28 protein-coding genes are annotated in these 23,498 nt (G+C 64.2%); 16 read left to right on the top strand and 12 right to left on the bottom strand.

The window, feature by feature from the left end; translation table 11 throughout:
• Positions 1 to 51: 51 nt before the first annotated feature.
• Positions 52 to 1,224, top strand: coding sequence for a DUF4166 domain-containing protein (locus NKJ94_RS24560; RefSeq protein ID WP_352528655.1), 1,173 nt, complete (start codon positions 52 to 54; stop codon positions 1,222 to 1,224).
• Here the strand turns inward: NKJ94_RS24560 and NKJ94_RS24555 are convergent.
• The 3 genes from NKJ94_RS24555 to NKJ94_RS24545 are packed head-to-tail and all read right to left on the bottom strand — an operon-like array spanning position 1,137 to position 4,624.
• Positions 1,137 to 1,520: a DUF1850 domain-containing protein gene (locus tag NKJ94_RS24555; RefSeq protein WP_352528653.1), complete on the bottom strand. Its 384-nt coding sequence runs from the start codon at positions 1,518 to 1,520 to the stop codon at positions 1,137 to 1,139. The genes NKJ94_RS24560 and NKJ94_RS24555 overlap by 88 nt on opposite strands.
• The gene (locus tag NKJ94_RS24550; protein WP_352528651.1) at positions 1,517 to 3,613 is read right to left on the bottom strand and encodes a TRAP transporter permease; all 2,097 of its coding nucleotides are present in this window, start codon (positions 3,611 to 3,613) and stop codon (positions 1,517 to 1,519) included. Before NKJ94_RS24550 ends, NKJ94_RS24555 begins: the two co-directional genes overlap by 4 nt.
• A 51-nt stretch (positions 3,614 to 3,664) precedes the next feature.
• Entirely contained in the window at positions 3,665 to 4,624 is a 960-nt protein-coding gene (locus tag NKJ94_RS24545; protein WP_352528649.1) for a TAXI family TRAP transporter solute-binding subunit, read from the bottom strand.
• Between the two features lie 258 nt (positions 4,625 to 4,882).
• Here NKJ94_RS24545 and NKJ94_RS24540 point away from each other — a divergent pair, with 258 nt between their 5' ends.
• Both NKJ94_RS24540 and NKJ94_RS24535 read left to right on the top strand, forming a co-directional pair.
• Complete coding sequence (locus NKJ94_RS24540) at positions 4,883 to 5,251, top strand: YciI family protein (RefSeq protein WP_352528647.1); 369 nt, start codon at positions 4,883 to 4,885, stop codon at positions 5,249 to 5,251.
• Positions 5,252 to 5,258: 7 nt separating this feature from the next.
• Positions 5,259 to 6,518 (top strand): RNA polymerase sigma factor, encoded by a 1,260-nt coding sequence (locus NKJ94_RS24535; protein WP_352528645.1) that lies wholly within the window; start codon positions 5,259 to 5,261, stop codon positions 6,516 to 6,518.
• 242 nt (positions 6,519 to 6,760) lie between these two features.
• Here NKJ94_RS24535 and cysK read toward each other — a convergent pair whose 3' ends face one another.
• The 5 genes from cysK to hrcA all read right to left on the bottom strand — a co-directional run bounded on the left by cysK (position 6,761) and on the right by hrcA (position 11,412).
• Complete coding sequence (gene cysK, locus NKJ94_RS24530) at positions 6,761 to 7,741, bottom strand: cysteine synthase A (RefSeq protein WP_352528643.1); 981 nt, start codon at positions 7,739 to 7,741, stop codon at positions 6,761 to 6,763.
• 165 nt (positions 7,742 to 7,906) lie between these two features.
• Entirely contained in the window at positions 7,907 to 8,524 is a 618-nt protein-coding gene (locus NKJ94_RS24525; RefSeq protein ID WP_352528641.1) for a LysE family translocator, read from the bottom strand.
• 88 nt (positions 8,525 to 8,612) lie between these two features.
• Positions 8,613 to 9,968, bottom strand: a complete 1,356-nt coding sequence (locus NKJ94_RS24520; protein ID WP_352528704.1) for a PQQ-dependent sugar dehydrogenase — start codon at positions 9,966 to 9,968, stop codon at positions 8,613 to 8,615.
• A gap of 100 nt (positions 9,969 to 10,068) precedes the next feature.
• Positions 10,069 to 10,266, bottom strand: a complete 198-nt coding sequence (locus NKJ94_RS24515) for a hypothetical protein (RefSeq protein WP_352528640.1) — start codon at positions 10,264 to 10,266, stop codon at positions 10,069 to 10,071.
• Between the two features lie 33 nt (positions 10,267 to 10,299).
• Positions 10,300 to 11,412 (bottom strand): heat-inducible transcriptional repressor HrcA, encoded by a 1,113-nt coding sequence (gene hrcA / locus NKJ94_RS24510; RefSeq protein WP_352528638.1) that lies wholly within the window; start codon positions 11,410 to 11,412, stop codon positions 10,300 to 10,302.
• A 131-nt stretch (positions 11,413 to 11,543) separates the two neighbouring features.
• Between hrcA and rph the strand changes: the two genes are divergently transcribed.
• The 5 genes from rph to NKJ94_RS24485 are packed head-to-tail and all read left to right on the top strand — an operon-like array spanning position 11,544 to position 14,900.
• The gene (rph, locus tag NKJ94_RS24505) at positions 11,544 to 12,260 is read left to right on the top strand and encodes a ribonuclease PH (RefSeq protein WP_352528636.1); all 717 of its coding nucleotides are present in this window, start codon (positions 11,544 to 11,546) and stop codon (positions 12,258 to 12,260) included.
• A 33-nt stretch (positions 12,261 to 12,293) separates the two neighbouring features.
• Positions 12,294 to 12,704 carry a VOC family protein gene (locus NKJ94_RS24500; RefSeq protein WP_352528634.1) on the top strand — a complete coding sequence of 137 codons (411 nt, stop codon included), beginning with the start codon at positions 12,294 to 12,296 and terminating at the stop codon, positions 12,702 to 12,704.
• Positions 12,704 to 13,411: an RdgB/HAM1 family non-canonical purine NTP pyrophosphatase gene (gene rdgB, locus NKJ94_RS24495; RefSeq protein WP_352528632.1), complete on the top strand. Its 708-nt coding sequence runs from the start codon at positions 12,704 to 12,706 to the stop codon at positions 13,409 to 13,411. The genes NKJ94_RS24500 and rdgB overlap by 1 nt, the downstream gene beginning before the upstream one ends.
• Complete coding sequence (hemW, locus tag NKJ94_RS24490) at positions 13,408 to 14,571, top strand: radical SAM family heme chaperone HemW (protein ID WP_352528630.1); 1,164 nt, start codon at positions 13,408 to 13,410, stop codon at positions 14,569 to 14,571. The genes rdgB and hemW overlap by 4 nt, the downstream gene beginning before the upstream one ends.
• A gap of 5 nt (positions 14,572 to 14,576) precedes the next feature.
• Positions 14,577 to 14,900 carry a low molecular weight protein tyrosine phosphatase family protein gene (locus NKJ94_RS24485; RefSeq protein ID WP_352528628.1) on the top strand — a complete coding sequence of 108 codons (324 nt, stop codon included), beginning with the start codon at positions 14,577 to 14,579 and terminating at the stop codon, positions 14,898 to 14,900.
• A 72-nt stretch (positions 14,901 to 14,972) separates the two neighbouring features.
• Here NKJ94_RS24485 and NKJ94_RS24480 read toward each other — a convergent pair whose 3' ends face one another.
• Positions 14,973 to 15,161, bottom strand: coding sequence for a hypothetical protein (locus NKJ94_RS24480; RefSeq protein WP_352528626.1), 189 nt, complete (start codon positions 15,159 to 15,161; stop codon positions 14,973 to 14,975).
• 7 nt (positions 15,162 to 15,168) lie between these two features.
• A complete protein-coding gene (locus tag NKJ94_RS24475) occupies positions 15,169 to 15,354 on the bottom strand; it encodes a hypothetical protein (protein WP_352528624.1) in 186 nt (61 codons plus the stop codon).
• A gap of 191 nt (positions 15,355 to 15,545) precedes the next feature.
• Between NKJ94_RS24475 and rsmI the strand changes: the two genes are divergently transcribed.
• Both rsmI and NKJ94_RS24465 read left to right on the top strand, forming a co-directional pair.
• Positions 15,546 to 16,454, top strand: coding sequence for a 16S rRNA (cytidine(1402)-2'-O)-methyltransferase (rsmI, locus tag NKJ94_RS24470; protein WP_352528622.1), 909 nt, complete (start codon positions 15,546 to 15,548; stop codon positions 16,452 to 16,454).
• Positions 16,447 to 16,824 carry a YraN family protein gene (locus NKJ94_RS24465; protein WP_352528620.1) on the top strand — a complete coding sequence of 126 codons (378 nt, stop codon included), beginning with the start codon at positions 16,447 to 16,449 and terminating at the stop codon, positions 16,822 to 16,824. Before rsmI ends, NKJ94_RS24465 begins: the two co-directional genes overlap by 8 nt.
• 86 nt (positions 16,825 to 16,910) lie before the next feature.
• Here the strand turns inward: NKJ94_RS24465 and NKJ94_RS24460 are convergent, their stop codons facing one another.
• A complete protein-coding gene (locus NKJ94_RS24460; protein ID WP_352528708.1) occupies positions 16,911 to 17,072 on the bottom strand; it encodes a hypothetical protein in 162 nt (53 codons plus the stop codon).
• A gap of 185 nt (positions 17,073 to 17,257) precedes the next feature.
• Here NKJ94_RS24460 and NKJ94_RS24455 point away from each other — a divergent pair, with 185 nt between their 5' ends.
• On the top strand, positions 17,258 to 18,217 hold the full coding sequence (locus NKJ94_RS24455) for a complex I NDUFA9 subunit family protein (RefSeq protein ID WP_352528618.1): 960 nt from the start codon (positions 17,258 to 17,260) through the stop codon (positions 18,215 to 18,217).
• A gap of 83 nt (positions 18,218 to 18,300) precedes the next feature.
• Entirely contained in the window at positions 18,301 to 18,537 is a 237-nt protein-coding gene (locus NKJ94_RS24450) for a metallothionein (protein WP_502896079.1), read from the top strand.
• A 49-nt stretch (positions 18,538 to 18,586) separates the two neighbouring features.
• On the opposite strand, the gene NKJ94_RS24445 is transcribed toward NKJ94_RS24450, so the two are convergent.
• Complete coding sequence (locus NKJ94_RS24445) at positions 18,587 to 19,393, bottom strand: undecaprenyl-diphosphate phosphatase (RefSeq protein ID WP_352528616.1); 807 nt, start codon at positions 19,391 to 19,393, stop codon at positions 18,587 to 18,589.
• Positions 19,394 to 19,555: 162 nt separating this feature from the next.
• Between NKJ94_RS24445 and NKJ94_RS24440 the strand changes: the two genes are divergently transcribed.
• The 4 genes from NKJ94_RS24440 (at position 19,556) to mepA (ending at position 23,451) form a co-directional block, all read left to right on the top strand.
• A complete protein-coding gene (locus NKJ94_RS24440; RefSeq protein ID WP_352528700.1) occupies positions 19,556 to 20,248 on the top strand; it encodes a glutathione S-transferase family protein in 693 nt (230 codons plus the stop codon).
• A complete protein-coding gene (queG, locus tag NKJ94_RS24435) occupies positions 20,229 to 21,398 on the top strand; it encodes a tRNA epoxyqueuosine(34) reductase QueG (protein ID WP_352528614.1) in 1,170 nt (389 codons plus the stop codon). Before NKJ94_RS24440 ends, queG begins: the two co-directional genes overlap by 20 nt.
• A complete protein-coding gene (locus NKJ94_RS24430; RefSeq protein ID WP_352528612.1) occupies positions 21,395 to 22,300 on the top strand; it encodes an SDR family NAD(P)-dependent oxidoreductase in 906 nt (301 codons plus the stop codon). The genes queG and NKJ94_RS24430 overlap by 4 nt, the downstream gene beginning before the upstream one ends.
• Positions 22,301 to 22,365: 65 nt before the next feature.
• Entirely contained in the window at positions 22,366 to 23,451 is a 1,086-nt protein-coding gene (mepA, locus tag NKJ94_RS24425; protein WP_352528698.1) for a penicillin-insensitive murein endopeptidase, read from the top strand.
• Positions 23,452 to 23,498 lie beyond the last annotated feature (47 nt).

Genomic DNA, 23,498 nt, shown 5'->3' with positions numbered 1-23,498 from the left:
GGAGTCGGCGAGAACGTCATTCGCGCCATTGCCGGTTACGCCGGTCAGCCGGTGCGGCTTGTTCGTAATGGCCGTCCCGAACAAGGCCATCCGTTTACCGAGCAGCTGCGCTACACAATCGCGCCGCCGGGCCGGCGGCCGCTTCGAAACACGCTGTTCTCGCTGGTCGACGTTCCGGACCTGCGCGCCTTGGCCGAACTTTGGCCCGAGGCGAGGACGATCTGGATGGGAGCCGGCCCGGCGCCCGAGACGCTGCACCGCGCCCTGATCGGCCTCGCCTGGCTGGTGCGCGCCGGATTGATCGGTTCGCTTTCGCCGCTGGCGCCGCTGATGCAGCAGGCAACGAACCGGCTGCGCCGGGGCGAGCATCGCGGCGGCATGTTCGTCGAGGTGGAGGGATCGGATCGGGCGGGCGCCACCGCCAAGCGCTCGTGGCATCTCCTGGCGGAGGGCAATGACGGGCCGCTGATCCCGTCGATGGCGGTCGAAGCGTTGGTCCGCAAGGCATTGGACGGACATAGGCCCGCGCCGGGCGCACGGGCTGCCGTGCGCGATCTGGAACTCCGGGATTATGAGGCTCTGTTCGCCGGGCGGACGATCTACACCGGGTTCAGGAGCGGGGCCGCGGACGAGCACAAGCCGCTTTATGCCGCGCTGCTCGGCGATGCCTGGCAAGGCCTGCCCGACGCAATTCGTGAAATGCATGACCGTACGATTACGGCGGAGGGACGTGCGAGCGTGGAGCGCGGGCGCAATGTTCTTGGCCGGCTAATGGCCTGGATGGTGGGCTTCCCCGGGGCAAGCGGGGACATCCCGGTTCATGTCCGCTTCGACACCGACAAGGACGACGAGACCTGGACACGGACATTCGGCAGGCACAGCTTTTCGAGCGTACAGTTCGCAGGCCGGGGTCGATCGCAGCGCCTGCTGTGCGAACGCTTCGGCCCGCTGACCTTCGCGATGGCGCTGGTTGCCGAGGACAGCCGGCTGGCGCTGGTCTTGCATCGCTGGAGCCTTTTCGGCCTGCCGCTGCCGATGTGGCTCGGTCCACGCTCGACTTCTTACGAAACGGTGGAGGACGGCCGCTTCCGCTTCCATGTCGAGATCTCGCATCCGCTTGCCGGTATGATCGCCCGCTACCGCGGCTGGCTGGAGCCCTCCGGCCCGCATGGCTCCAGCGAGATCGTCTCGCCTGCCGCCTTGCCAAGTTCGCGGCAATCCTGAGCCGTGCACAGCGTCCAGCCTTCACCCGTGGCGCCCGAGGCGGCGAGCACCAGGCGCCGCTGTGGCCCGACCTGGGGCGCATAGATCCACCAACCTTCGCGCAGCACCGAGCCTTGCGGCGGCTCCATACCGGCCCCAGAGCCCTTGATGCGGGCCTCGACGAGCTGCAGGCCGGACGGCAGCACCTTCCAGTCTTCCTGCCACCGGGTCTTCTCCACCGAATGCGTCCAGGCGAGCGTGAAGGCGGCCACAGTGAGCGTCGCCGTCTTGCCGGCTGCGACGATGCAGAGGCTCATGCCGAACTGGCCAGCGACGCCTGCCGCGCACGCCAGCAGTGCCAGCCGATCCAGGCAAGAGACAGCGCCCAGCCCGCCTCGTCGGTGAGCGGCAGCGCCGCAACCAGCAGCACGCCTGCGGCGAAGGCGACGAGGCGTTCCCACCAGGTCATGCGCCGGGCCAGAAAGCCGACGGCGGCGGCGCCCCACAGGACGATGCCCATGCAGGCTTTGATGACGATATAGGCGACCTCGACGGGATAGCCGAACTGGGCGGCGATCGGACCGGGGTCCTGCAGCATCAGCGCCGGGGTATAGACCGCCATGAACGGCACCACGAAGCCGGCGATGGCAAGCTTGGTGGCCTGGATGCCGATCTTGAGGCCGCTTTCCTTGGCCATGGGTGCGGCGGCGAAGGCGGCCAGCGCCACCGGCGGAGTGAGATCGGCCATGATGCCGAAATAGAAGACGAACATATGGCTGACCACCAGCGGCACGCCGAGCGACAACAATGCCGGCCCGGCTAGCGAGGAGGTGATGATGTAATTGGGAATGGTCGGGATGCCCATGCCGAGCACCAGGCAGGTGAGCATGGTCAAAAGCAGCGACAGGAACAGATTGTTCTCGCCGATCGAGATGATCCAGCCGATGAAGGTCGAGGCAATGCCGGTGAGCGTCAGCGTGCCGATGACGATGCCGACAATGGCGCAGGCAATGCCGACCGGCAGCGCGTTCTTTGCTCCCTCAGCAAGGGAATCGATGCATATGCGCAGCGTCTCGCGCCCGCCCTTGGAGGTGAGGCAGGCGATAACCAGCACGGCGATAACCAGGCTGAGGATGTTGACGCCGAACCTCATGAAGGAAGCGGCGGCAAGCCCGAGCGCCAGCCAGAAGACGACGCGGAAGGCAAGCGGCCCGATCAATGCCGCCAGCGGCGTGCCGAGGATGAGCACAATGGTCAAGGCCAGGCCCATGGTGCCGGCGAAGACCGGTGTATAGCCGGCAAACAGCAGGTAGATCAGCGCTGCCAGCGGCAGCACCAGCGGCCAGTGTCGTCTCACTGCATCCCACGGATTGGGCAGGTCGGCCTTGGCCATGCCGTGCAGGCCGGCCTTGCCGGCCTCCAGGTGCACCTGCCAGAAACAGGCGCCGAAATAGAGCAGCGCCGGGATGATCGCCGCCTTGACCACCGCGGCATAGGGGATGTTCAACGTCTCGGCCATGATGAAGGCAACCGCTCCCATCACCGGCGGCATGATCTGGCCGCCCATCGACGAGGTCGCCTCGACGGCTCCGGCGAAGGCCGAGCGGAAGCCGAAGCGCTTCATCAGCGGGATGGTGAACTGGCCGCTTGCCACCACATTGGCGACGCCGGAACCGGAAATGGTGCCCATCAGCGCCGAGGACAGCACGCAGACCTGCGCCGGGCCGCCGCGCCATGAGCCGACCAGGCCAAGCGCAAAATCGTTGAACAGCGCGATCATGCCGGCGCGTTCGAGAAAGGCGGCGAAGACGACGAAGATGAAGATGTAGGCGGCCGAGACATAGATCGGCGTGCCGTAGATGCCTTCCGTGCCATAGGCGAAGGTGTCGACGAGCTGGGCGAAATCATAGCCGCGATGGATGAAAGGCGGCGGCAGATGATTGCCGGCAAATGCGTAGGCGAGAAAGATGAAGGCGATGACGGCAAGCGGCAGCCCCATCAGCCGCCGCGCCGCCTCGAAGACCAGCACCACCAGCACCGCGCCGACGATCAGGTCCGGCGTGGTGAGAAAGCCGGAGCGGCGGATGAGGTCGGCGTAGAATACCCAATTGTACAGGCCGGTGGCGAAGCCGAGCACACCGAGCGTCCAGAACACTGCTTTCGCCGGGACGCTTTTGGCGCGCAGATTGGCGATCAGGGCAAAGCCGAGCAGCAGCAGGAAGCCCACATGCATGGCGCGCACGACCTGGCTCGGGAGGCTGCCATAGGCGGCGATGTAGATCTGGAAGATGGAGAAGGCGATGGCGATGAAAAAAGCCGCCTTGCCGGCGATGCCTTCGCCGAAGCCCGGCGGCAATCCTTCGACAGGGGCTTGGGCTGTGGGGGAAAGAACGGTCGGGGTTTCGGTCATTAGCGGGGTTCCTGGCGGTCGGCTCCCTCCCCTCAAGGAGGAGGGAGCGCCCTACTTCAGCAGTCCCTTTTCCTTGTAGTATCTCTCGGCGCCTGGATGCAGCGGCACCGGCATGCCGTCGAGCGCCTTTGCCGGGTCGATCGCTTTGGCGGCGGCATGGGCGGCGGTGAGCTGGTCGAGATGCTCGAACAACAGCTTGGTCATCTGGTAGGCGGTCTCGTCGGCGACATCGGCGCTTGTGATCAGGAAATTGCCGACAGCGGCGGTCGCGACATCCTCGGTCTGGCCCTCATAGGTGCCTTTCGGGATGACCACCGAAAGATAGGGCGAGCCGATCTTGGCGACGTCCTCCGCCGGCACCGCAACGATGTTGACCGGCAGCGAGGTGGCGAGGTCACGGATCGATGCAACGCCCAGGCCCGCCGATTGCAGCGTGGCGTCGAGCTGGCGGTTCTTGATCAGCTCCACCGATTCGGCGAAGGGCAGATATTCGATCCGCCCGAGGTCTTCGTATTTCAGCCCGGCAGCGGCGAATATCGTGCGGGCGTTGAGCTCGGTGCCCGAAGCCGGCGCGCCGACCGACAGGCTCTTGCCCTTGAGGTCGGCGAGCGTCCTGATGCCGGACTCCTTGCTGGCGACGATCTGGATGTAGTTGGGGTAGATGGCGGCAATGCCGCGCAGCTTGTCGAGCTTGCCTGGGAAGCCGGCTTCGGTATTGCCTTCGGCGGCCAGTTTGACGGAATCGCCCAGCGCAAAGGCAATCTCGCCCTTACCCTGCTGCAGAAGATTGAGGTTTTCGACCGACGCTTTCGTCGCCTGCACCTGGGTGCGCGCGCCTTCGATGCCCTTGCCGTAGATTTCCGACAGGGCGACGCCGAGCGGATAGTAGACGCCGGACGTGCCGCCGGTCAGCACGTTGATGAATTCCTGCGCCTTGACCGATGCCGCGCCAAACCCAAGCGACAGCGCCAGCACGCCGGCTGCAACAAATTTCGTCCTGAAATAGAGCATCCGATTTCCTCCCTGAAAATTCGCCGCCGTGCCGTCCTCTGCGGCGCGAAGCGAGGCAAGTTTAGACGGCGGGCGGGAAATGCCAACCCGCAATAGCAGTGATTAGACGAACGGCTAAGCAATGCCGCAACACACAGGCGCTTGCGCGATGTCGCATCGCGGCCGAAAGATTTTTCCAGCGCCTGTCGAAATCGGGCAGGGCCGCGCGACATACGTCCGGCTCGCAACGATGCGGCCTTCGAGAAACGGGAGAAGACCATGCGATACATGCTTTTGATCTACGGAAACGAAGCCGGGATGGCAGCCGCGCCGGCAGACGCGGTGACACAGATGTCGAGCGCCTATGTCGCCTACACCGAAGCGCTGAAGAAATCGGGCGCCTGGCTTGCCGGCGACCGGTTGAAGTCGACGCAATCCGCCACCTCGGTGCGGATGGCCAACGGTAAGACCAACGTGCTCGACGGCCCCTATGCCGACACCAAGGAGCAGCTTGCCGGCTTCTATATGATCGAAGCGGAGGACGTCGACGCGGCCATTGCCTGGGCGGCACGCTGCCCGGGCGCCAGCACCGGCACGGTCGAGGTGCGGCCGATCTGGGAAATGACGGAGTACTTATCTGAGAAATGACCATGTGATGGACGGTCGCCCGGAGATGGCGCGGGCGGCGGCGGAAGCGGCCGCCCGGCAAAGCTACGGCAAGCTGGTCGCCTATCTCGCCGCGCGCACGCGCGACGTGGCCGGTGCCGAGGACGCCTTGGCCGATGCCTTTGCAGCGGCGCTCGAGCGTTGGCCACAGGCGGGCGTGCCCGACAAGCCGGAAGCCTGGCTGCTGGCGGTGGCGCGCAGGCGCCGCGTCGACGCAATCCGGCGGCGGCTGACCAGCGAGGCGGGCCGCGACCACCTCAGGCTGATCGCCGAGGAGATGGAGGCACGCGTGGCCGACGAAGACCTGCCGGACGAGCGGCTCAGGCTGATGTTTGCCTGCGCCCATCCGGCTATCGAGGCCGGCGTGCGAGCGCCGCTGATCCTGCAGACCGTCCTTGGCTTCGACGCAGCGACCATCGCCTCGGCTTTTCTTGTCTCGCCAGCCACGATGAGCCAGCGCCTGGTGCGCGCCAAGACCCGCATCCGCGAGACCGGCATTCCGTTCCGCGTCCCGGAGAGGGCCGAACTCGGCGAGCGGCTGGGCACCGTTCTGGAAGCGATCTACGCGGCGTTTGCCGAAGGCTGGTCCGACCCGGCCGGCACCGAAACGCTGCGCCGTAATCTCGCGACCGAAGGCATCTGGCTCGGCCGTCTGCTGGCCACGTTAATGCCGGACGAACCGGAAGCGCTCGGCCTGCTGGCGCTGATGCTGTTCGCCGAGGCGCGGCGTGCAGCGCGGCGCAACGCGGCGGGCGATTATGTACCGCTGGCCGAGCAGGATCTTGCACTGTGGGACGATACAATGATCGATGAAGCGGAGACGCTGCTCAGGCGCGCCGCGGCCAAGAGCGTTGTCGGCCGCTACCAGCTCGAGGCCGCCGTGCAGTCCGCCCATACGACACGACGGCTGACCGGTTGTACCGACTGGGTCGCGATCAAGGAGCTCTATGACGCGCTGTCGGTGATTGCCGGCTCGCCGGTGGTTTCGATCAACCGCGCGGTGGCCATTGCCGAGGTCGGCGGCGCGGCGGCAGGATTGAGTGCACTTGATGAGCTTGGCGACGACAAGCGGCTTGCCGACTACCAGCCCTATTGGGCGGCGCGCGCGGGCCTGCTGGCCAGGCTCGGCAAAGTTCCGCAAGCGAGCGAGGCCTATGACCGGGCTATCGGCCTCGAACGCGACCCGGCCGTGCGCCGGTTCCTGCAGGACCGACGGGCAGGGCTTTGCGAACGGGCGGCGGATGATTGAGACACGTCCTTGAGTCGGCCACAGAAACCTGTTGATGCCGGCGGGACAACGCCCCCTCTGTCCTGCTGGACCTCTCCCCCACGAGTGGGGAGATTGGACGTCATTTCGGCTTTCGCCAATCGCCAACGTTGCAGGAGTGAGCGGCGCGCTGAAGCTGCCAATCTCCCCCCAAGTGGGGGAGATGCCCGGCAGGGCAGAGGGGGGCGCGAAGGATCGCTACGAATCGATCCTGTGTCGAAAACCTAAGCACCCAATCCCTCGAACAGGATCGTCGAGAGGTAGCGCTCGGCGAAGGAGGGGATGACGACGACGAGATTCTTGCCCTTGTTCTCCGGCCGCGAGCCGACGACGATCGCCGCTTGCAGGGCGGCACCCGACGAGATGCCGACCGGCACACCTTCGAGGCGGGCGACGAGCCGTGCATTGGCGACCGAATCCTCGTTCGAGACCTTGACGATCTCGTCATAGATCGTCGTGTCGAGGATTTTTGGTGCGAAGCCGGCGCCAATGCCCTGGATCTTGTGCGGGCCTGGCTGGCCGCCGGATAACACCGGCGAGGCTTCCGGCTCGACGGCGACGACATGCACCGACGGCTTGCGCTTCTTCAGCACCTGGCCGACGCCGGTGATGGTACCGCCAGTACCGATGCCGGCAACGAAGATATCGACTTCGCCATGGGTGTCGTTCCAGATTTCCTCGGCCGTGGTGCGGCGATGGATTTCCGGATTGGCCGGGTTCTCGAATTGTTGCGGGATGACGGCGTGGGGCAGCGTTGCCGCCAGCTCGTCGGCCTTTGCGATGGCGCCTTTCATGCCTTTCGGCCCTTCGGTCAGCACCAGTTCGGCACCGAGCAGCGCCAGCATCTTGCGGCGCTCGACCGACATGGTTTCCGGCATGGTCAGGATCAGCTTGTAGCCCTTGGCAGCGGCGGCAAAGGCGAGCGCGATGCCGGTATTGCCCGAGGTCGGCTCGATCAGTGTGGTCTTGCCGGGCGTAATCCTGCCCGAAGCCTCCAGCGCCTCGATCATCGACACGCCGATGCGGTCCTTGACCGAGCCGATCGGGTTGAAGAATTCGAGCTTGGCGAGCAGATTGGCGACGACACCCTTCTCCCTGGCGAATTTGTCGAGCCGCACCAGCGGCGTGTCGCCGATCGTCTCGGTGATCGAATTGTAGATGCGGCCGCGGCCGGGCACGTGTGTGGGGGTGGCGGGCTTGTTCATTGGTTTTCCTCCCAGAGGTCAAGCGGCAAGAGTCGGGCGGGCATAAGATAGAGCCATCCGCAGCGCAAGATAGGCTGTCGATCGAAAATATCCGAGTGAAGTTCGTGCCGAAATACCACCGCTTTGGAAAGGCGTGACAATCCTTGGGCGGCTTGGCGAAAGACGCTATTGGCGGGCGGCGATTGCTGCTGCCGCCCCGATCATGAAACCGGCGGCGGTGCGGTTGAGTGCCCTCAGCGCACGCGGCGACTTCAGGAACCAGCGTGCCTTGGCAGCCAGCGCCAGATAGGGCACCAGCACCACGAGCAGGACGACGATGGTGAGCGCGACAAGGATGCCGTAATCGGCCAGCGTGATCGTCTTCAGATCGACGATGGTCGGGGTGATGGCGAGATAGAAGATCATCGTCTTCGGATTGCCGAGAGTGACGGCGAGGCCGGCTACAAAGCTGGATGCCAAGCCGCCCTTGCCTTTCTTCGCCTCCACCGTTTCGGGCGTGATGCCGCTCGTCCAGAAGCGCCAGCCAAGAAAAGCGAGGTAGGCGACGCCCAGCCATTTGATGGCCAGAAAAACCATGCCGAAGGTTTGTGCGACGAAAGCGAGGCCGAGCACCACGGCAGTAAGATAGGTCAGATCGCCGAGCATCAGCCCGAACGACATGGCCAGCGACGAGCGGAAGCCCGAACCCAGCGCACGCGCAACGAGCGCGGTGACGCCGGGGCCGGGGATGGCTGCGGCAATGCCGAGGGCGGCACTATAGGCGAGGAACCCAGTGAGCGTCATGATTCGAGCTTGTCGCACAATGTTGAAGTTGGGTGAATTCCCTCGGGCCGGATTCGATTACTCCAGCGCAGGAGACGATTCGGCCCCGTTAAGAGCGACCGTCTCCATAGGTGATGCGCCAGATGGTGCCGTTACCGTCCTCGGTGACGATCAGCGAGCCGTCCTTGGCCATGGCGACACCGACCGGGCGGCCCCAGACGGCGTCGTTCGAGATCACGAAGCCGGTCATGAAGTCCTCATACGCACCGGTCGGCTTGCCGTCCCTGAATTTGAGCCTCACCACCTTGTAGCCGGTCCTGGCGCCGCGGTTCCACGAACCATGCATGGTGACGAAAGCGTCACCGTGATAATCCGCCGGAAAGTTCTCGCCGTGGTAGAAGGCTATGTTCATCGGCGCCGAATGCGCTTGCATCAGCACGTCGGGGACAGTGGCCTTGCCGGCGAGGTCGGGCCGCTCGCCCTGATGGCGCGGATCGTCGTGATTGCCGATGTAGTACCAAGGCCAACCATAGAAAGCGCCGTCCTTGACTTCAGTTGCAAATTCGAACGGCACATTGTCGCCGAGTTCGTCGCGCTCGTTGACGACGCACCACAACGCGCCGGTGGCTGACTGCACGGTCATGCCCGTACAGTTGCGCAGGCCGGTGGCGACAGTTCGGGGATTTTTGCCATCCGGGTCGAAGGCTAGCACATCGGCACGGCCGTCCTCGGAGCCCCAGGCCGCACCGAGCGGCTTTGATTTCGCCCAGGCATCGAGGCCGCCATCCGGCTCCTTGCCTATGTCCTCGGCGACGTTCGAGGCGGAGCCAACCGACAGATAAAGCGTCTTGCCATCCGGCGAGAAGGCGATGTCGCGGGTCGAGTGACCGCCCGACGGGATTTTGGCGACAATGGTTTCTGGTTTGCCGGACGCCTTTAGGTCGCCGTCGCGATAGGGGAAGCGGACGATGCTGTCGCTGTTTGCGACATAGACCCATTGCGGCTTGTCCCCTGGCGGATAGAAGGCGATGCCATATGGATAACTGAGCCCCTTGGCGAAGATCGCTTTCTCGATGGGCTTGGCGCTGCCCTCGGCGAGACGATAGACGCGTATCTGGTCGGCATGGCTGTTGGCAACGAACAGGTCGCCATTCGGAGCGACGCGCACGACGCGCGGATTGACGATGCCGGATGCGATCATTTCGGCCGAGAAGCCCGGCGGCAATTCTGGCTTGGCGCTTTCGGGCCGTTCCGCCACGCCGGCGCCGTTCGAAGCGGATTGGGCGGGATCGGCTGTCGGCATGTCTTGCGGCCCGATCAGGCGGCGGATGCCAGGCCTGTCGGCGTGCCAATCGCCAAAAGCGGCTTCGCCTTTGAGCACCTTCTGATCCGCCTGCTGGGCGGATGCCGGTGTCGCAACAAGGAGAGCAGCGGCAATGGCCGCAAAGCCGCCAGATCGGATCATCATCGTCCTTCGGGATTCGCCTCGAAGAGGACAAACGGGATGAGGCATCGGTCGTTCCAAGCGGGCGTCCAGCACACGAGGATTTGAAGCCGAACCCCGGTTACTTGCCAGCGGCGTAGAAATCGTCGTCGAGGCGCTTTTCCAGCGCGACCAGATCGGCCGGCAGCGGCAAGCCCATGGCCCGCATCTCCCCCAGCTTTTCGCGCAATTGCTCCTGTACCTCGTGCTGATCCTGGGGCTGGTTGACCATTTCCTCGAGCAGCAGGCTGATCTGGGCCTTGAACGATTCCAGCGCCATTCTTTTTCTCCTTGCGGCAGGCCGCGGCGGCTCCTAGCGCAGCATGCGCGAAATCAGCTGCGCGGTATAGTCGACCATCGGTACTATGCGCGCATAATTCAGCCGCGTCGGCCCGATCACGCCGAGCGCACCGACGACGCGCGCGTCCTTGTCGCGATAGGGTGCCACCACCAGTGATGAGCCCGACAGCGAAAACAGCTTGTTTTCCGAACCGATGAAGATGCGCACGCCCGGGCCTTCCTCGGCGAGGTCGAGGAGCTGGATCAGCCCATCCTGGGTTTCGAGATCCTCGAACAAATGCCGCAGCAGCTCGATGTCGGCCTGGGCGGTGACGTTTTCCAGGAGATTGGCGCGGCCGCGCACGATAAGCCGCCCAGGCACCCCGCTTTCGGCACCTGCCCAGACCGCCAGGCCCTTCTCGACCAGATCCTGCGAAAGCGTGTCGAGGGCTGCCCTCGTCTCTTCCTTGATGCGGGCGATCTCGACCCGCGCCTCGGCCAGCGTGCGGCCGCGAATATGGGCGTTGAGGAAGTTCGAGGCTTCGTGCAATTGCGAGACGGTGATGCCGGCGGGCAGGTCGATGACGCGGTTTTCGACGTCGCCGTTCTGCGAGACCAGCACGGCAAGCGCCTTGGTCGGCTCGAGCTGGATGAATTCGATGTGCTTCAGCGCCACCTCGTTTTTGGCGGCGAGCACGAGGCCGGCGCCGCGCGACATGCCGGATAGCATCTGGCTGGCCTCGGTCAGCATATGCTCCAGCGTCGCGCCCGAGCCGGAGGCGCGCACCTGCGCCTCGATGGTGCGGCGCTCCTCGTCTGAGAGGTCGCCGAGCTCCATGAAGGCGTCGACGAAGAAGCGCAGGCCGGCCTGGGTCGGCAGCCGGCCGGCCGAAATATGCGGCGCGTAGATCAGGCCGAGATGCTCGAGGTCGCTCATCACGTTGCGGATGGTGGCCGGCGACAGCGACGAGGGCAGGATGCGCGACAGGCTGCGCGAACCGACCGGCTCGCCATCCCTCAAATAAGAATCAACGATGCGCCGGAAGATGTCGCGCGAACGTATGTCGAGCGATTGAAATGCGGGCGATTGAAGCGCGTGCGACGGGAGCACGTGTGATTGCGAACCGGGATCGACTGCCTTGGTCATTCGAGCCAAAAACCTCCGGCCCGAAGATATAGACTTCTGCGGCGTCGGCGCAACCGGTCCATTTTCCTTTGCGCCTCACGCCCCGTGCGGCTACAAGCCGGCCAAGATTCCGAAGAAAGAAAGAAGCCTGAATGCGCCCTTCCAAACGCCAATTCGACGAAATGCGCCCCATCTCCTTCGAGCGCGGCGTCTCCAAGCACGCGGAGGGCTCGTGCCTGGTGAAGTTCGGCGACACACATGTGCTGTGCACGGCCAGCCTGGAGGAAAAGGTGCCGGGCTGGATGCGCAATTCCGGCAAGGGCTGGGTGACGGCGGAATACGGCATGCTGCCGCGCTCGACCGGCGAGCGCATGCGCCGCGAGGCGTCGGCCGGCAAGCAAGGCGGCCGCACACTGGAGATCCAGCGGTTGATCGGCCGTTCCTTGCGGGCGGTGGTCGATCTGCAGGCGCTCGGCGAGCAGCAGATCACCGTCGACTGCGACGTGATCCAGGCCGACGGCGGCACGCGCACCGCTTCGATTACCGGCGGTTGGGTGGCGCTCTACGACTGCCTGCGCTGGATGGAAGCCCGCCAGATGGCGAGCCTGGGCAAGGTGCTGAAGGATCACGTTGCGGCAATCTCTTGCGGCATCCATGATGGCCAGCCGGTCATCGATCTCGACTATATCGAGGATTCCTCGGCCGGCACCGACGCCAATTTCGTCATGACCGGCAAGGGCGGCATTGTCGAAATCCAGGGCACGGCCGAGGGCGAGCCGTTTTCGGAAGAGCAGTTCGCGGCGCTGATGAGGCTGGCCAAGAAAGGCATTCAGCGTCTGGTCAGCCTGCAGCAGATGGCCGTGGACTGATCTTCAGTTTATGACGATGAGGTTGACGATCCTGTGACTCCTTCCGCAATCCTGGAATCAGCACTCTACGTGACGGATCTTGCTGCCGCGGAAGAGTTCTATTCCGGCGTGCTCGGGCTCGATCTGCTCGGCAAGGTCGGCGGCAGGCATCTCTTCTTCCGCTGCGGCGACGGCGTGCTGCTCATCTTCAACGCCGAAGCGACCAAAGTGCCGCCGGCGCCCGATGCCAGGCTGCCAGTGCCGCCACATGGCGCGGTCGGCGAGGGCCATCTCTGCTTTGCCGCAAGCGCCGACGAGATCGTGCGCTGGAAAGCGCATCTGGAAGCAAAGAGCATCGCCATCGAAAGCGAGTTGGAGTGGCCGCAGGGCGGCCGCTCGATCTATATTCGCGACCCCTCGGGCAATTCGATCGAATTCGCCGAACCAAGAATCTGGGGCATCTGATGCATTCGCCAACTGTTCATTCGCCAACTGTTCATTCGCCAACTGTTCATTCGCTTGACGGGAAGAAGATCGTCGTCGCCAGTCATAATGCCGGCAAGCTGCGCGAATTTGCCGAGCTGATGGCGCCGTTCGGCTTCGAGGCGACGTCGGCCAAGGAATACGGCCTGCCGGAACCGGACGAGACCGGCACCACCTTCGAGGAGAACGCGCTCATAAAAGCCCTGGCCGCCGCCAAAGCCACCGGATTGCCGGCGCTCTCGGACGATTCCGGCCTGTGTGTCGATGCGCTCGACGGCGCGCCTGGCGTCTACACCGCCAACTGGGCCGAGGCGCCGGACGGCTCCCGCGATTTCGGCATGGCCATGCAGCGCACGGAAGTGGCCTTGCAGGAAGTCGGCGCGGTCGCGCCTGCTCAGCGCAGGGGCCGCTTTGTCGCGGTCATCTGCCTGGCCTTTCCCGACGGCGAGGCTGAATATTTTCGCGGCGAGGTCGAAGGCACGCTGGTGTGGCCGCCGCGCGGCGAGCTCGGCTTCGGCTACGACCCGGTGTTCTTGCCCGACGGCTTCGAAAAGACCTTCGGCGAGATGAGCGCGGAGGAAAAGCATGGCTGGAAGCCCGGCCAGCCAACCGCATTGTCGCACCGCGCCCGCGCTTTCCAGAAATTCGCCCAAGCCAGACTGGATTTGGCGCGATCGGGCGCCGCATGACCATGCTGCTCGATCGCCGCCCGGGTTTCGGCGTCTACATCCACTGGCCGTTCTGTGCGGCCAAGTGCCCCTATTGCGACTTCAACAGCCATGTCCGCCACCAGCCGGTCGACCAGGAGCGTTTTGCGCGCGCCTTCGAAACCGAACTGGCGACCATGCGCGCACGCACCGGGCCGCGCGAGGTGACGAGCATCTTTCTTGGCGGCGGCACGCCGTCGCTGATGAAGCCGCAGACCGTGGCCGCGGTGCTGGACGCCGTGGCGAAGAACTGGACGGTGCCTGATGGCATCGAGGTGACGCTGGAAGCCAATCCTTCCTCCGTCGAGGCCGAGCGCTTTCGCGGCTACCGCGCGGCGGGCGTCAACCGGGTGTCGCTCGGCGTGCAGGCGCTGAACGACAAGGATCTGCGCTTTCTCGGCCGTTTGCACAATGTCGATGAGGCCCTGCACGCGATCGGTCTGGCGCGCGAGATCTTTCCCCGGCTGTCGTTCGACCTGATCTACGCGCGGCCCGGCCAGACGCCTGAAGCGTGGCAGGCGGAGCTCGAGCAGGCGATCGGCCACGCCGCCGACCATCTGTCGCTCTATCAGCTGACCATCGAGGAAGGCACGCCGTTCCACGCATTGCATGCGGCAAGGAAATTCATCATTCCAGACAATGACCATGCCGCCGACCTCTACGCGTTGACGCAGGAGATCACCGCCGCGCACGGGCTGCCGGCCTATGAGATTTCCAACCACGCCAGGCCGGGCGCCGAAAGCCGGCACAATCTCACCTATTGGCGCTATGGCGAATATGTCGGCGTCGGTCCCGGCGCGCATGGCCGCTTCGTCGAGAGCGGCCGCCGCGTGGTGACGATCGCCGAGAAAATGCCGGAGACCTGGGCCAATCTGGTCGAGGCCAAGGGCCATGGCGTCACCGGCGGCGAGATCTTGACGCGATCGGAAGAGGCCGACGAGTTCCTGCTGATGGGGCTGAGGCTGGCGGAAGGCATCGACCTTTCGCGTTACGAAGCGTTCTCCGGGCGCGGCCTGTCGACGGCACGGCTTTCGGTGCTGCAGGACGAAGGCCTCGTGGCACCGATCGGCAACGCCCGCCTGCGCGCCACGCCGGCCGGCATGATCGTGCTCGATGCGGTGGTGGCGGATCTGGCGCGGTAGCATCGTTGAAGAACGTTCTCTTCATCTGCAGCCAGAATCGCTTGCGCAGCCCGACTGCGGAGCAGGTGTTTTCCAAGCGCCGGGACATCGAGGTCGCATCAGCGGGCACCAATCACGATGCCGACACTCCGTTGACGCACGAACTCGTCGCCTGGGCCGATATCATCTTCGTGATGGAAAAGGCACATCGAGCCAAACTGCAACGGAAATTCAACACCAGCCTGAGGAAGGCTCGCGTGATCTGCCTCGATATTCCCGACGATTATGAATTCATGGACCCGGCTCTGGTGGGTCTGCTGCAAGCGCGCGTCTCAAAGTATCTGGGTTGAATGATACATCGCCGAGCATTCGCAACCGCGCTTTCGAGAACTGTCTCGGCCAATCGCGAAGGTTTCCGGTGGTCAAGCCTCGTGCTTGTGGCGGTGTTTGCCGCGATCTTTTTCGCTGGCAACCTCTCCGGAGCGGGCCTGCTTGATCTCGCTTTTGTCGCGCGGGGCACGGTGCTGGTCGCCTGTGGGATGTGATGCTGCGCCATCACGGGCGCTTTTTGTTTCGAGACGGGTGATGAAAATGTCGAAGCGATTGGGCATCGTCCGGTCAGTGCTCCGTCGTGTTGTCGGTTTCGGTTGCGGGCTTGCGCTCTGCCAATGGCTGGCATGCGAGCGGCTTCTTGGCTCTGCCATCTGCGGCTTCGGCAGGCAGGCTCTTGTCGCTCGGCGGGGCGAAGCGCTTGCGGCCGGCATAATAGGGTTCGAAAACGTCCTGTATTGTCAGGCTGTCCATCCTGCTCCTCCCGAGATCAGGTGTAAAATTCGCCGGCAACGGTTTCGTTCCCTACTGTGGCGAAGGCATGGCCGCCGGTTCACGTCGGCATCCTTTTGGAAGTCCGGGCTTTTGTAACCCGGGCCTTTGCAACCCAAGCTTTTGCAACCAGGCGTGAGCCGTGCCAAACAGGGTCGAATGGAGTTGTGCAGGTGACCGGCGAATTGGCCAAACGCAGTTATGTGATCGGGCAGACCGAGATCGCCGCCCGGCCGCTTGAGCCGGCGCTCTATCTGGTAGCGACGCCGATCGGCAATCTCGCCGACATCACGCTGCGCGCGCTGGAAACGCTCGCCGCCGCCGATATCGTCGCCTGCGAGGACACGCGTGTTTCGCGCGTCCTGCTCGACCGGTACGGCATCCGCCGCCGCACCACCGCCTATCACGAGCACAATGCCGGCGAGGCCGGGCCGAAGCTGATCGCGGCGTTGCTGGCCGGGCAAAGCGTGGCGCTAATCTCGGATGCCGGCACGCCGCTCATCTCCGATCCCGGCTACCGGCTGGTCGGCGAGGCGCTGGAACGCGGCATTCGTGTCGTGCCGATCCCCGGACCGTCGGCGCCAGTTGCCGCTTTGACGGCATCCGGCCTGCCTTCGGACGCCTTTCTGTTTGCCGGCTTCCTGCCGGTGAAGACCGGGCAGCGGCTGACGCGGCTGGAAGTGCTGAAGGCCGTGCCGGCAACGCTGATCTTCTTCGAATCGCCGCGCCGACTGGCCGAGACGCTCAGTGCTATGGTCGAGGCGCTGGGCGGCGCCCGCAAGGCGGCGATCGGCCGCGAGCTGACCAAGACCTTCGAGGAAATGCGGACCGGCACCTTGCAGTCGCTTGCCAGCCACTACGCGGCAGCCGATACGCCGAAAGGCGAAATCGTCATCTGCGTCGGTCCGGCCGATGCGGTCGCTGATGAACCGGCGGACATCGACCGGCTTCTGCTTTCGCTCGCCGCCGAAATGCCGGCCTCCAAGGCAGCGGCGGAAGCCGCCAAGATGACGGGTGGCCAGAAGCAGGCGCTCTATCGTCGGCTGCTCGACCTCAGGGCCAGCGGAGACGGCGATGGTTGAACGGCCGAGCGCCAGCCGGCAAAAGGCCTACCGGCGCGGCCATCACGGCGAATGGCTGGCGGCAGCGGCGCTGATGGTGAAGGGCTACCGGATTCTAGCCCGCCGCCACCGCACCAGGTTCGGCGAGATCGACCTGATCGCGCGGCGCGGCGATTTGGTGCTGATCGTCGAGGTCAAGGCGCGCCGCACGCTGATGGAGGCAATGGAAGCCGTCGGCCGCGAATCGGAGCGCCGCATCGAGGGTGCCGCCGATTTCTGGCTTTCGCGCCAATCCGACTACGGAAAATTGTCGGTGCGCTTCGACATGGTGGCGGTGCTGCCATGGCGCTGGCCGGTGCATGTCGAGAACGTGTTTTACGGACGGAACTAGGCCATTCCCGAAGTGGGGCTCGTTTTGCTGCGCTGACCTCCGGTTCAGATCAGGGTGAACAGGAAATAGAACCCTAGGGTCAAAACTCAATCAGCTGCCGCAAATGGCCGAGATGGGTGGATATTGCCCATCGTCTCGTCGATGGGAACAAACAAGCAGCGCCATTTGCTGACCTTCGATGCGCCGCGCAAAAGCGGACAGTCCGGCAGGAGACATTCGGGTTTTTCGTCGGCAGCCTGGATCGTCATGTGCCGGCGACTCACCTGTTTCGCTCAATCGATCGGTTTGTCGACCTCTGGAACATTTGTCGACCTCTGGAACAAAAGCGTTCCTGCGTTGTTCTCCAACCGTCCTGATGTTCGACGGGCTGGTTCAAATGCCGGCCAGAGCAGTCTTCGCGGCAGGCATGCGAAGACACGGGATGGCGAGGCAAATGGATCCTGACGATCTCAACATGGAACGGATCGTCACTGTGTTCGGCGGAACAGGCTTTCTCGGGCGCAGGATCGTGAAGCGGCTCCTGGAAAGGGGTTTCACGGTCCGTGCCGCATCCCGTCACCCGGCTCGCGTGGGCCTGGTCTTTTCCTCGACTACAAGGATGCCCGAAGCAGTCGAGGCGGATATATTGGATGCGTCCTCGATCGGGTCGGCCATTACCGGATCACAGGCGATCGTGAATGCTGTCAGTCTTTATGTCGAGCGGGGCGTCCAGACGTTTGAACGCGTGCATGTGAAAGCCGCGGCTGATCTCGCCGCCGCGTCGCGCGATGGCGAGGTCGACAAGTTCGTGCAGATTTCGGGGATCGGCTCCGATCCTCAATCGGATTCGAATTATATTAGGGCACGTGGGCGCGGAGAAGTTGCCGTGGAGAGCGCATTTCCCGGCGCTTTCATTGTGCGTCCCGCCGTCATGACAGGACCTGACGACGCTTTCCTCACGACCATTGTGAGGCTGATACGCCTCCTGCCGGTCTATCCGCTGTTCGGCGACGGTAGCACGCGGCTTCAGCCGGTCTATGTGGCAGACGTCGCAGAAGCAGTGAGCCGGCTGATCGACGGGCCAAACCGCAAGGGTTCATCCATATTCGAATTCGGTGGCCCGCGCATCTACACCTATAAGGAACTGCTTCGGGAGATCGCCCGACAGCTCGATATGCACGTCAAGCTGATGCCGGTGCCCTTTGCGGTGTGGAACGCCTTGGCTGGCGTCGCGGAACTCCTTCCGGCCACCCCCATAACGCGCAACCAGATCGATCTTATGCGTCACGACAATGTGGCAGCAATCGACGCGCCGGGCCTGAAGGAACTCGACATCGAGCCGCGGGACATCGACGAGGTGATCCGCTTGATCGAACAGCGCCGCGACGCAGGCTCGCGCTCGTCTCCCGCTTAGGAAGGCCCTATGATCCTGACGGGAACCTATCGCCGCGCGACAGGTTGGTCGAGCTTGAGGCCAATGAAAGAAGGAAAAGAACTATGGCCAGATGCGATCAATGCGGGAATGACTACGACAAGGCTTTCAAAGTGACGATGGCCGAGGTGACCTACACTTTCGACAGCTTCGAATGCGCGATCCAGAAACTTGCTCCGACGTGTCCGCATTGCGGATGCCGGATCATCGGACATGGCGTCGAACAGGATGACATCATCTACTGCTGCGCACATTGCGCCGCGGAGGAAGGTGCAAGCGCGCTGACCGATCGCGCGCCTTGATGCACCTCTTGGCCTCCCCAGGGCGACCGTTCCGAATGGTTGCGCCGGCTCACCCCCAGATGGCCAGTGCTGTCAGGCCGACGATGCCGACGACCAGCCGCCACCAGCCGAACAGCGCGTAGCCGTGGCGCGAGACGTAGTCGAGCAGGAAGCGCACGACGATCAATGCGGTGACGAAGGCGGCGACGAAGCCGACGGCGATGATGGGCAGGTCGGCGCTGCTCAGCACGTTGCGGTTCTTGAACAGGTCGAAGGCGAAGGCGCCGACCATCGTCGGGATGGCAAGGAAGAAGGAGAATTCCGCCGCCGCCCGCTTGTCGACGCCGAGCAGCAGCGCGCCGACGATGGTCGAACCCGAGCGCGACGTGCCGGGGATCAGCGACAGGCACTGGAACAGCCCGATCTGCAGATAGAGCCTGGTCGGAAACCGCTCGACATCGTGGTAGTACGGCTTCGGCTTCATGCGATCGACCAGCAGCAGGATGACGCCGCCGATGATCAGCATGATGCAGATCAGCCGCGGCGATTCGAACAGCACCGTCTTGATGAAATCATGCGCCAGCGCGCCGATGACGGCCGCCGGCAGGAATGCGATGAGGATGCCAAGGACGAAATGCCGCGTCAGGCGATCGTAGGGCAGTTCGAGCAGCATCTTCCAGAGACGGCGGAAATAGACGCTGAGGATCGCCAATATGGCGCCGAGCTGGATCAGGATCTCAAAGGCCTTGCCGGTCGAATGGAAGCCGAGGAAATGGCCGGCGAGCAGGATATGGCCGGTCGAAGACACCGGAATGAACTCGGTCAACCCCTCGAGCAGCCCGAGCAGCAGCGCTTCGACGACGGTCTGGCTTTCCATGGCAACCTCGGCGTTGGGGTGAGGGCTTGAGAAAAGGGCTTGCTTGTCACAGCGCGGAACTCCCCCTATAGGTCGCAGCACCCTGACAGCCCGGTGAATCGGGCGATCAAGACTTACCGGCGCAGCCGGCAATTTGCCAGTGCGCTCTATTATCGCGGGACCATGCTGACGCTTTTCCACCATCCGATGTTCGCCAGCTGCCGCTTCGTCCGCCTCGCCTTTGGCGAGTATGGCGAGGAACTGGCGCTGATCGAAGAGAAGCCGTGGACGCGGCGCAAGGAGTTCCTGGCGCTGAACCCGGCCGGCACGCTGCCGATCCTGCTCGCCGAGGGCGACGTGCCGATCGTCGGCGCAGGGGTCATCGCCGAATATCTCGATGAGACGCGCGGCGTGCTGAAGCGCGACAAGCGGCTATTCGCCGAAGACCCGATGGAGCGCGCCGAAATCCGCCGGCTGACCGACTGGTATCTCAACAAGGCGGAAAGCGAGGTCACCCGGCATCTGGTTCGCGAGCGCGTGCTGAAGCCGGTCATGCCGGAAACGGCGGGCGGCGGCTCGCCCGATTCGGCGGCGATCCGCGCCGCCCGCGCCAACATCCGCCAGCATATGAAATACACCAACTGGCTGGCCGGCACCCGTCATTGGCTGGCCGGCAACAAGGTCACCTATGCCGATCTCGCGGCGGCGGCGACGCTGTCGGTGCTCGACTATCTCGGCGAGATCGACTGGCGCGAACACACCGCTGCGCGCGAATGGTATACCAGGGTGAAATCACGGCCTTCGTTCCGGCCGCTCCTGTCCGACCGGGTGCGCGGCCTGTCGCCGGTGTCACATTATGCGGACCTCGATTTCTGACGCGGCAAAGCTGCGCGCGCTGATCGACCGCGAGGCGCGGAACGCCGGCTTCGACGCCGTTGCCGTCACCACGCCCGATGCGATCCCGCAGGCGCCGGCGCGGCTGGCCGAATTCGTTGCCGACGGCTTTCACGGCTCGATGGGCTGGATTGCCGAAACGCTCGAGCGGCGAGGCAAACCGACGGCACTTTGGCCGGAGGTCCGCTCGATCATCGTGCTGGCGATGAATTACGGCCCCGACCACGACCCGCGCGAAATCCTGGCAAAGCGCGACCGCGGCGCGATCTCGGCCTATGCGCAGAACCGCGACTACCATGACGTCATGAAAGGCCGGCTGAAGGCGATCGCCGGCAAGATCGTGGCGCGCACCGGTGGCGACGTGAAAGTGTTCGTCGACACCGCGCCGGTGATGGAAAAGCCGCTGGCCGAAGCCGCCGGCCTCGGCTGGCAAGGCAAGCACACCAATCTGGTCAGCCGCGCGCACGGCTCCTGGCTGTTCCTCGGCACCATCTTCACGACGGCCGAGCTCGTGCCGGACGGGCCCGAGGACGACCATTGCGGCTCCTGCCGCGCCTGTCTCGACGTCTGCCCGACCGACGCCTTTCCCGCGCCCTACCGGCTCGATGCGCGGCGCTGCATTTCCTACCTCACCATCGAGAACAAGGGGCCGATCCCGCATGAGTTCCGCGAAAGGATCGGCAATCGCATCTATGGCTGCGACGACTGCCTGGCTGCCTGTCCATGGAACAAGTTCGCCCAAGCCGCCTCGGAGGCGAAGCTTGCCGCCCGCGACGATCTGCGCGAACCGCGGCTCGCCGAGCTGCTGCGTCTGGACGACGCCGCCTTCCGCGCGTTTTTTTCGGGTTCGCCGGTCAAGCGCATCGGCCGCGACCGTTTTATCCGCAACGTGCTGACCGCCGCCGGCAATTCCGGCGATTTGTCGCTTGCCGACGCCGTTCGCACGCTGCTCGGCGATGCCTCGCCCCTGGTTCGCGGGGCGGCTGTATGGGCACTGTCGCGGCTTGTGCCGGGGACCGAATTCGCTGAACGTGCCATTTCTGCCGTGAAAACAGAGACCGACGAGGCTGTGAGAAACGAGTGGCATTTTGCGTCACGAGACCCCCAAATGCAGGCTGAGATGCGCGTATGACAATTAAGAAGGTGCTGATATTTGGCGCTGGCTATTCAGGCATGGCGTTCGCACGGGCGAACAAGGATCCAGGTACAACGATCGTCGGCACCACGCGCTCTCAGGAGAAGTTCGAAGCGCTGAGGGAGGCCGGCATCACGCCTATTCTGTTCGAAAATACGGTCGGTATCCTGGACGAGATCAGTGCGGTGACGCACCTCATCATTTCCGTTCCGCCGGACGAGGCTGGTGATCCCATTCTTGGAACATTCAGCGAGCCGATCGAACAATGGATGCCGGCGCTCGAATGGGTCGGCTATCTCTCCACTGTCGGTGTCTATGGCGATCATGGCGGCGATTGGGTGGACGAAACATCCCACTGCCGGCCTGTATCGAAGCGCTCCATCATGCGGGTAAAGGCCGAACGGCAATGGCTGAAATTTGGCAGTAAGACGATTTTCGTGCCAGTGGCGATTCTGCGGCTTTCCGGCATTTACGGACCGGGCCGCAACGCCCTGGTCAATCTGGAAAACGGCACCGCCCGGCGGCTGGTCAAGCCGGGCCAGGTGTTCAACCGCATCCATTGCGACGATATTGCCGGTGCGCTTTGGCATCTCGCCGAAGGCAATCGCGGCGGCATCTTCAACGTCACCGACGATCTACCGGCGCCGCCCCAGAACGTCGTCGCCTATGCCGCCTCTCTGATGGGCATCGAGCCGCCGCCGGAAATCCCGTTCGAGACCGCCCAACTTTCGCCCATGGCGCGGTCCTTCTATGGCGAGAACAAGCGTGTCGCCAACGCGGCGATCAAAGCGGCCGGTTATCGCTTTCGCTTTCCCGACTATCGCTCGGCCCTCGATGCCATGTGGGCCAGCGGCGACTGGCGCGACGGCGAGGCGCGCAGCCCGATGAAGCGGTCGTGATCGATGCGTTGCGCGAGCCGTGGTATGATGTGATTCAAATCAGGGAGGGGTCCCGCTTGGTGAAGATGTTGAAGCGATCCTTGTCCGGAGGAGCGCGCCTGCTTTCGGCAGCACTGGCCGTCGCCAGCTTGACGGCACTGGCAGAGCAGCCGGCGGGCGCGGAGCAACGGGCAAAAGCCCTGTTCGGCGCCAAAGAGCTACCGGCGCTCGCTGCGCCGCAATCGATCGGCTTCTATTCCAAGGGCTGTTTTTCCGGCGGCGTCGCGCTTCCCATGGATGGCCGGCACTGGGAGGTGATGCGGCCTTCGCGCAACCGCCGCTGGGGCCATCCGGCAATGATCGCGCTGATCGAGAAATTGTCACGCGACGCCGCCGCCGACGGCTGGCCGGGTCTGTTGATCGGCGACATTTCGCAACCGCGCGGCGGTCCGATGCTGACCGGTCATGCCTCGCACCAGATCGGCCTCGACGCCGACATCTGGCTGACGCCGATGCCCGACCGCAAGCTCTCGACAGAAGAGCGCGAAAACATCAGCGCTACCTTAATGGTCGATGAAAAAACCCACCTGGTGAAGGACGGCGTGTGGACGCCGATGCATACGCGGCTGTTGAAGCGCGCCGCGAGCTATCCCGAAGTCGAGCGCATCCTGGTCAATCCAGGGATCAAGAAGAAGCTCTGCGACACGGTCAAGCGCGACCGCAGCTGGTTGCGCAAGGTCAGGCCGTTCTGGGGCCACGACTACCACTTCCACATTCGCATCGGCTGCCAGGCTGGATCACCCGACTGCAGGGCGCAGGAAGCGACGGCGCCGGGCGATGGGTGCGACCAGGCGCTGGCCTGGTGGTTCACCGAGGAGCCGTGGCGCCCCAACAAGAACCCGGACAAGCCGAAGGCACGCGACGTGATGACGATGGCGAACCTGCCCAGACAATGCCAGTTCGTGCTCGACGCGCCGGCTCCGGCCTCGGTGGAAGCAGTCACCTACTATGGCGACGGCGTGCCGATCGCGGCCGCACCCGCTGTCGCGGCAGAACCTCCGCCGCAGCCGACGGTCGCAGCCGGCGCGGCAGCGCTTCCGGCCTCGGCGAATGCCTTTGTGGCGACCCCCGAGATCGGCATTCCGCTGCCGCGGCCACGACCGGGACACTGACGCGGATTGCGTGTTCGCCGTTTGCATCCGTGCATCGTCCAATTCGA

Source organism: Mesorhizobium sp. M0060 (genome assembly GCF_040323155.1).
In the GTDB taxonomy this organism is placed as follows: Bacteria; Pseudomonadota; Alphaproteobacteria; order Rhizobiales; family Rhizobiaceae; genus Mesorhizobium.
The sequence above is the reverse complement of the archived record's forward strand: the minus strand, read 5'-3'. Positions and strand labels throughout refer to the sequence as shown.

Excerpts from the sequence above, each read along its gene's own strand:
- NKJ94_RS24555 (WP_352528653.1), bottom strand. The coding sequence starts at position 1,520 with ATGAGCCTCTGCATCGTCGCAGCCGGCAAGACGGCGACGCTCACTGTG.
- NKJ94_RS24550 (WP_352528651.1), bottom strand. The coding sequence starts at position 3,613 with ATGACCGAAACCCCGACCGTTCTTTCCCCCACAGCCCAAGCCCCTGTC.
- NKJ94_RS24545 (WP_352528649.1), bottom strand. The coding sequence starts at position 4,624 with ATGCTCTATTTCAGGACGAAATTTGTTGCAGCCGGCGTGCTGGCGCTG.
- NKJ94_RS24540 (WP_352528647.1), top strand. The coding sequence starts at position 4,883 with ATGCGATACATGCTTTTGATCTACGGAAACGAAGCCGGGATGGCAGCC.
- NKJ94_RS24535 (WP_352528645.1), top strand. The coding sequence starts at position 5,259 with ATGGACGGTCGCCCGGAGATGGCGCGGGCGGCGGCGGAAGCGGCCGCC.
- cysK (WP_352528643.1), bottom strand. The coding sequence starts at position 7,741 with ATGAACAAGCCCGCCACCCCCACACACGTGCCCGGCCGCGGCCGCATC.
- NKJ94_RS24525 (WP_352528641.1), bottom strand. The coding sequence starts at position 8,524 with ATGACGCTCACTGGGTTCCTCGCCTATAGTGCCGCCCTCGGCATTGCC.
- NKJ94_RS24520 (WP_352528704.1), bottom strand. The coding sequence starts at position 9,968 with ATGATCCGATCTGGCGGCTTTGCGGCCATTGCCGCTGCTCTCCTTGTT.
- NKJ94_RS24515 (WP_352528640.1), bottom strand. The coding sequence starts at position 10,266 with ATGGCGCTGGAATCGTTCAAGGCCCAGATCAGCCTGCTGCTCGAGGAA.
- hrcA (WP_352528638.1), bottom strand. The coding sequence starts at position 11,412 with ATGACCAAGGCAGTCGATCCCGGTTCGCAATCACACGTGCTCCCGTCG.
- rph (WP_352528636.1), top strand. The coding sequence starts at position 11,544 with ATGCGCCCTTCCAAACGCCAATTCGACGAAATGCGCCCCATCTCCTTC.
- rdgB (WP_352528632.1), top strand. The coding sequence starts at position 12,704 with ATGCATTCGCCAACTGTTCATTCGCCAACTGTTCATTCGCCAACTGTT.
- hemW (WP_352528630.1), top strand. The coding sequence starts at position 13,408 with ATGACCATGCTGCTCGATCGCCGCCCGGGTTTCGGCGTCTACATCCAC.
- NKJ94_RS24480 (WP_352528626.1), bottom strand. The coding sequence starts at position 15,161 with ATGCCCAATCGCTTCGACATTTTCATCACCCGTCTCGAAACAAAAAGC.
- NKJ94_RS24475 (WP_352528624.1), bottom strand. The coding sequence starts at position 15,354 with ATGGACAGCCTGACAATACAGGACGTTTTCGAACCCTATTATGCCGGC.
- NKJ94_RS24465 (WP_352528620.1), top strand. The coding sequence starts at position 16,447 with ATGGTTGAACGGCCGAGCGCCAGCCGGCAAAAGGCCTACCGGCGCGGC.
- NKJ94_RS24460 (WP_352528708.1), bottom strand. The coding sequence starts at position 17,072 with ATGACGATCCAGGCTGCCGACGAAAAACCCGAATGTCTCCTGCCGGAC.
- NKJ94_RS24455 (WP_352528618.1), top strand. The coding sequence starts at position 17,258 with ATGGATCCTGACGATCTCAACATGGAACGGATCGTCACTGTGTTCGGC.
- NKJ94_RS24450 (WP_502896079.1), top strand. The coding sequence starts at position 18,301 with ATGGCCAGATGCGATCAATGCGGGAATGACTACGACAAGGCTTTCAAA.
- NKJ94_RS24445 (WP_352528616.1), bottom strand. The coding sequence starts at position 19,393 with ATGGAAAGCCAGACCGTCGTCGAAGCGCTGCTGCTCGGGCTGCTCGAG.
- NKJ94_RS24440 (WP_352528700.1), top strand. The coding sequence starts at position 19,556 with ATGCTGACGCTTTTCCACCATCCGATGTTCGCCAGCTGCCGCTTCGTC.
- queG (WP_352528614.1), top strand. The coding sequence starts at position 20,229 with ATGCGGACCTCGATTTCTGACGCGGCAAAGCTGCGCGCGCTGATCGAC.
- NKJ94_RS24430 (WP_352528612.1), top strand. The coding sequence starts at position 21,395 with ATGACAATTAAGAAGGTGCTGATATTTGGCGCTGGCTATTCAGGCATG.
- mepA (WP_352528698.1), top strand. The coding sequence starts at position 22,366 with ATGTTGAAGCGATCCTTGTCCGGAGGAGCGCGCCTGCTTTCGGCAGCA.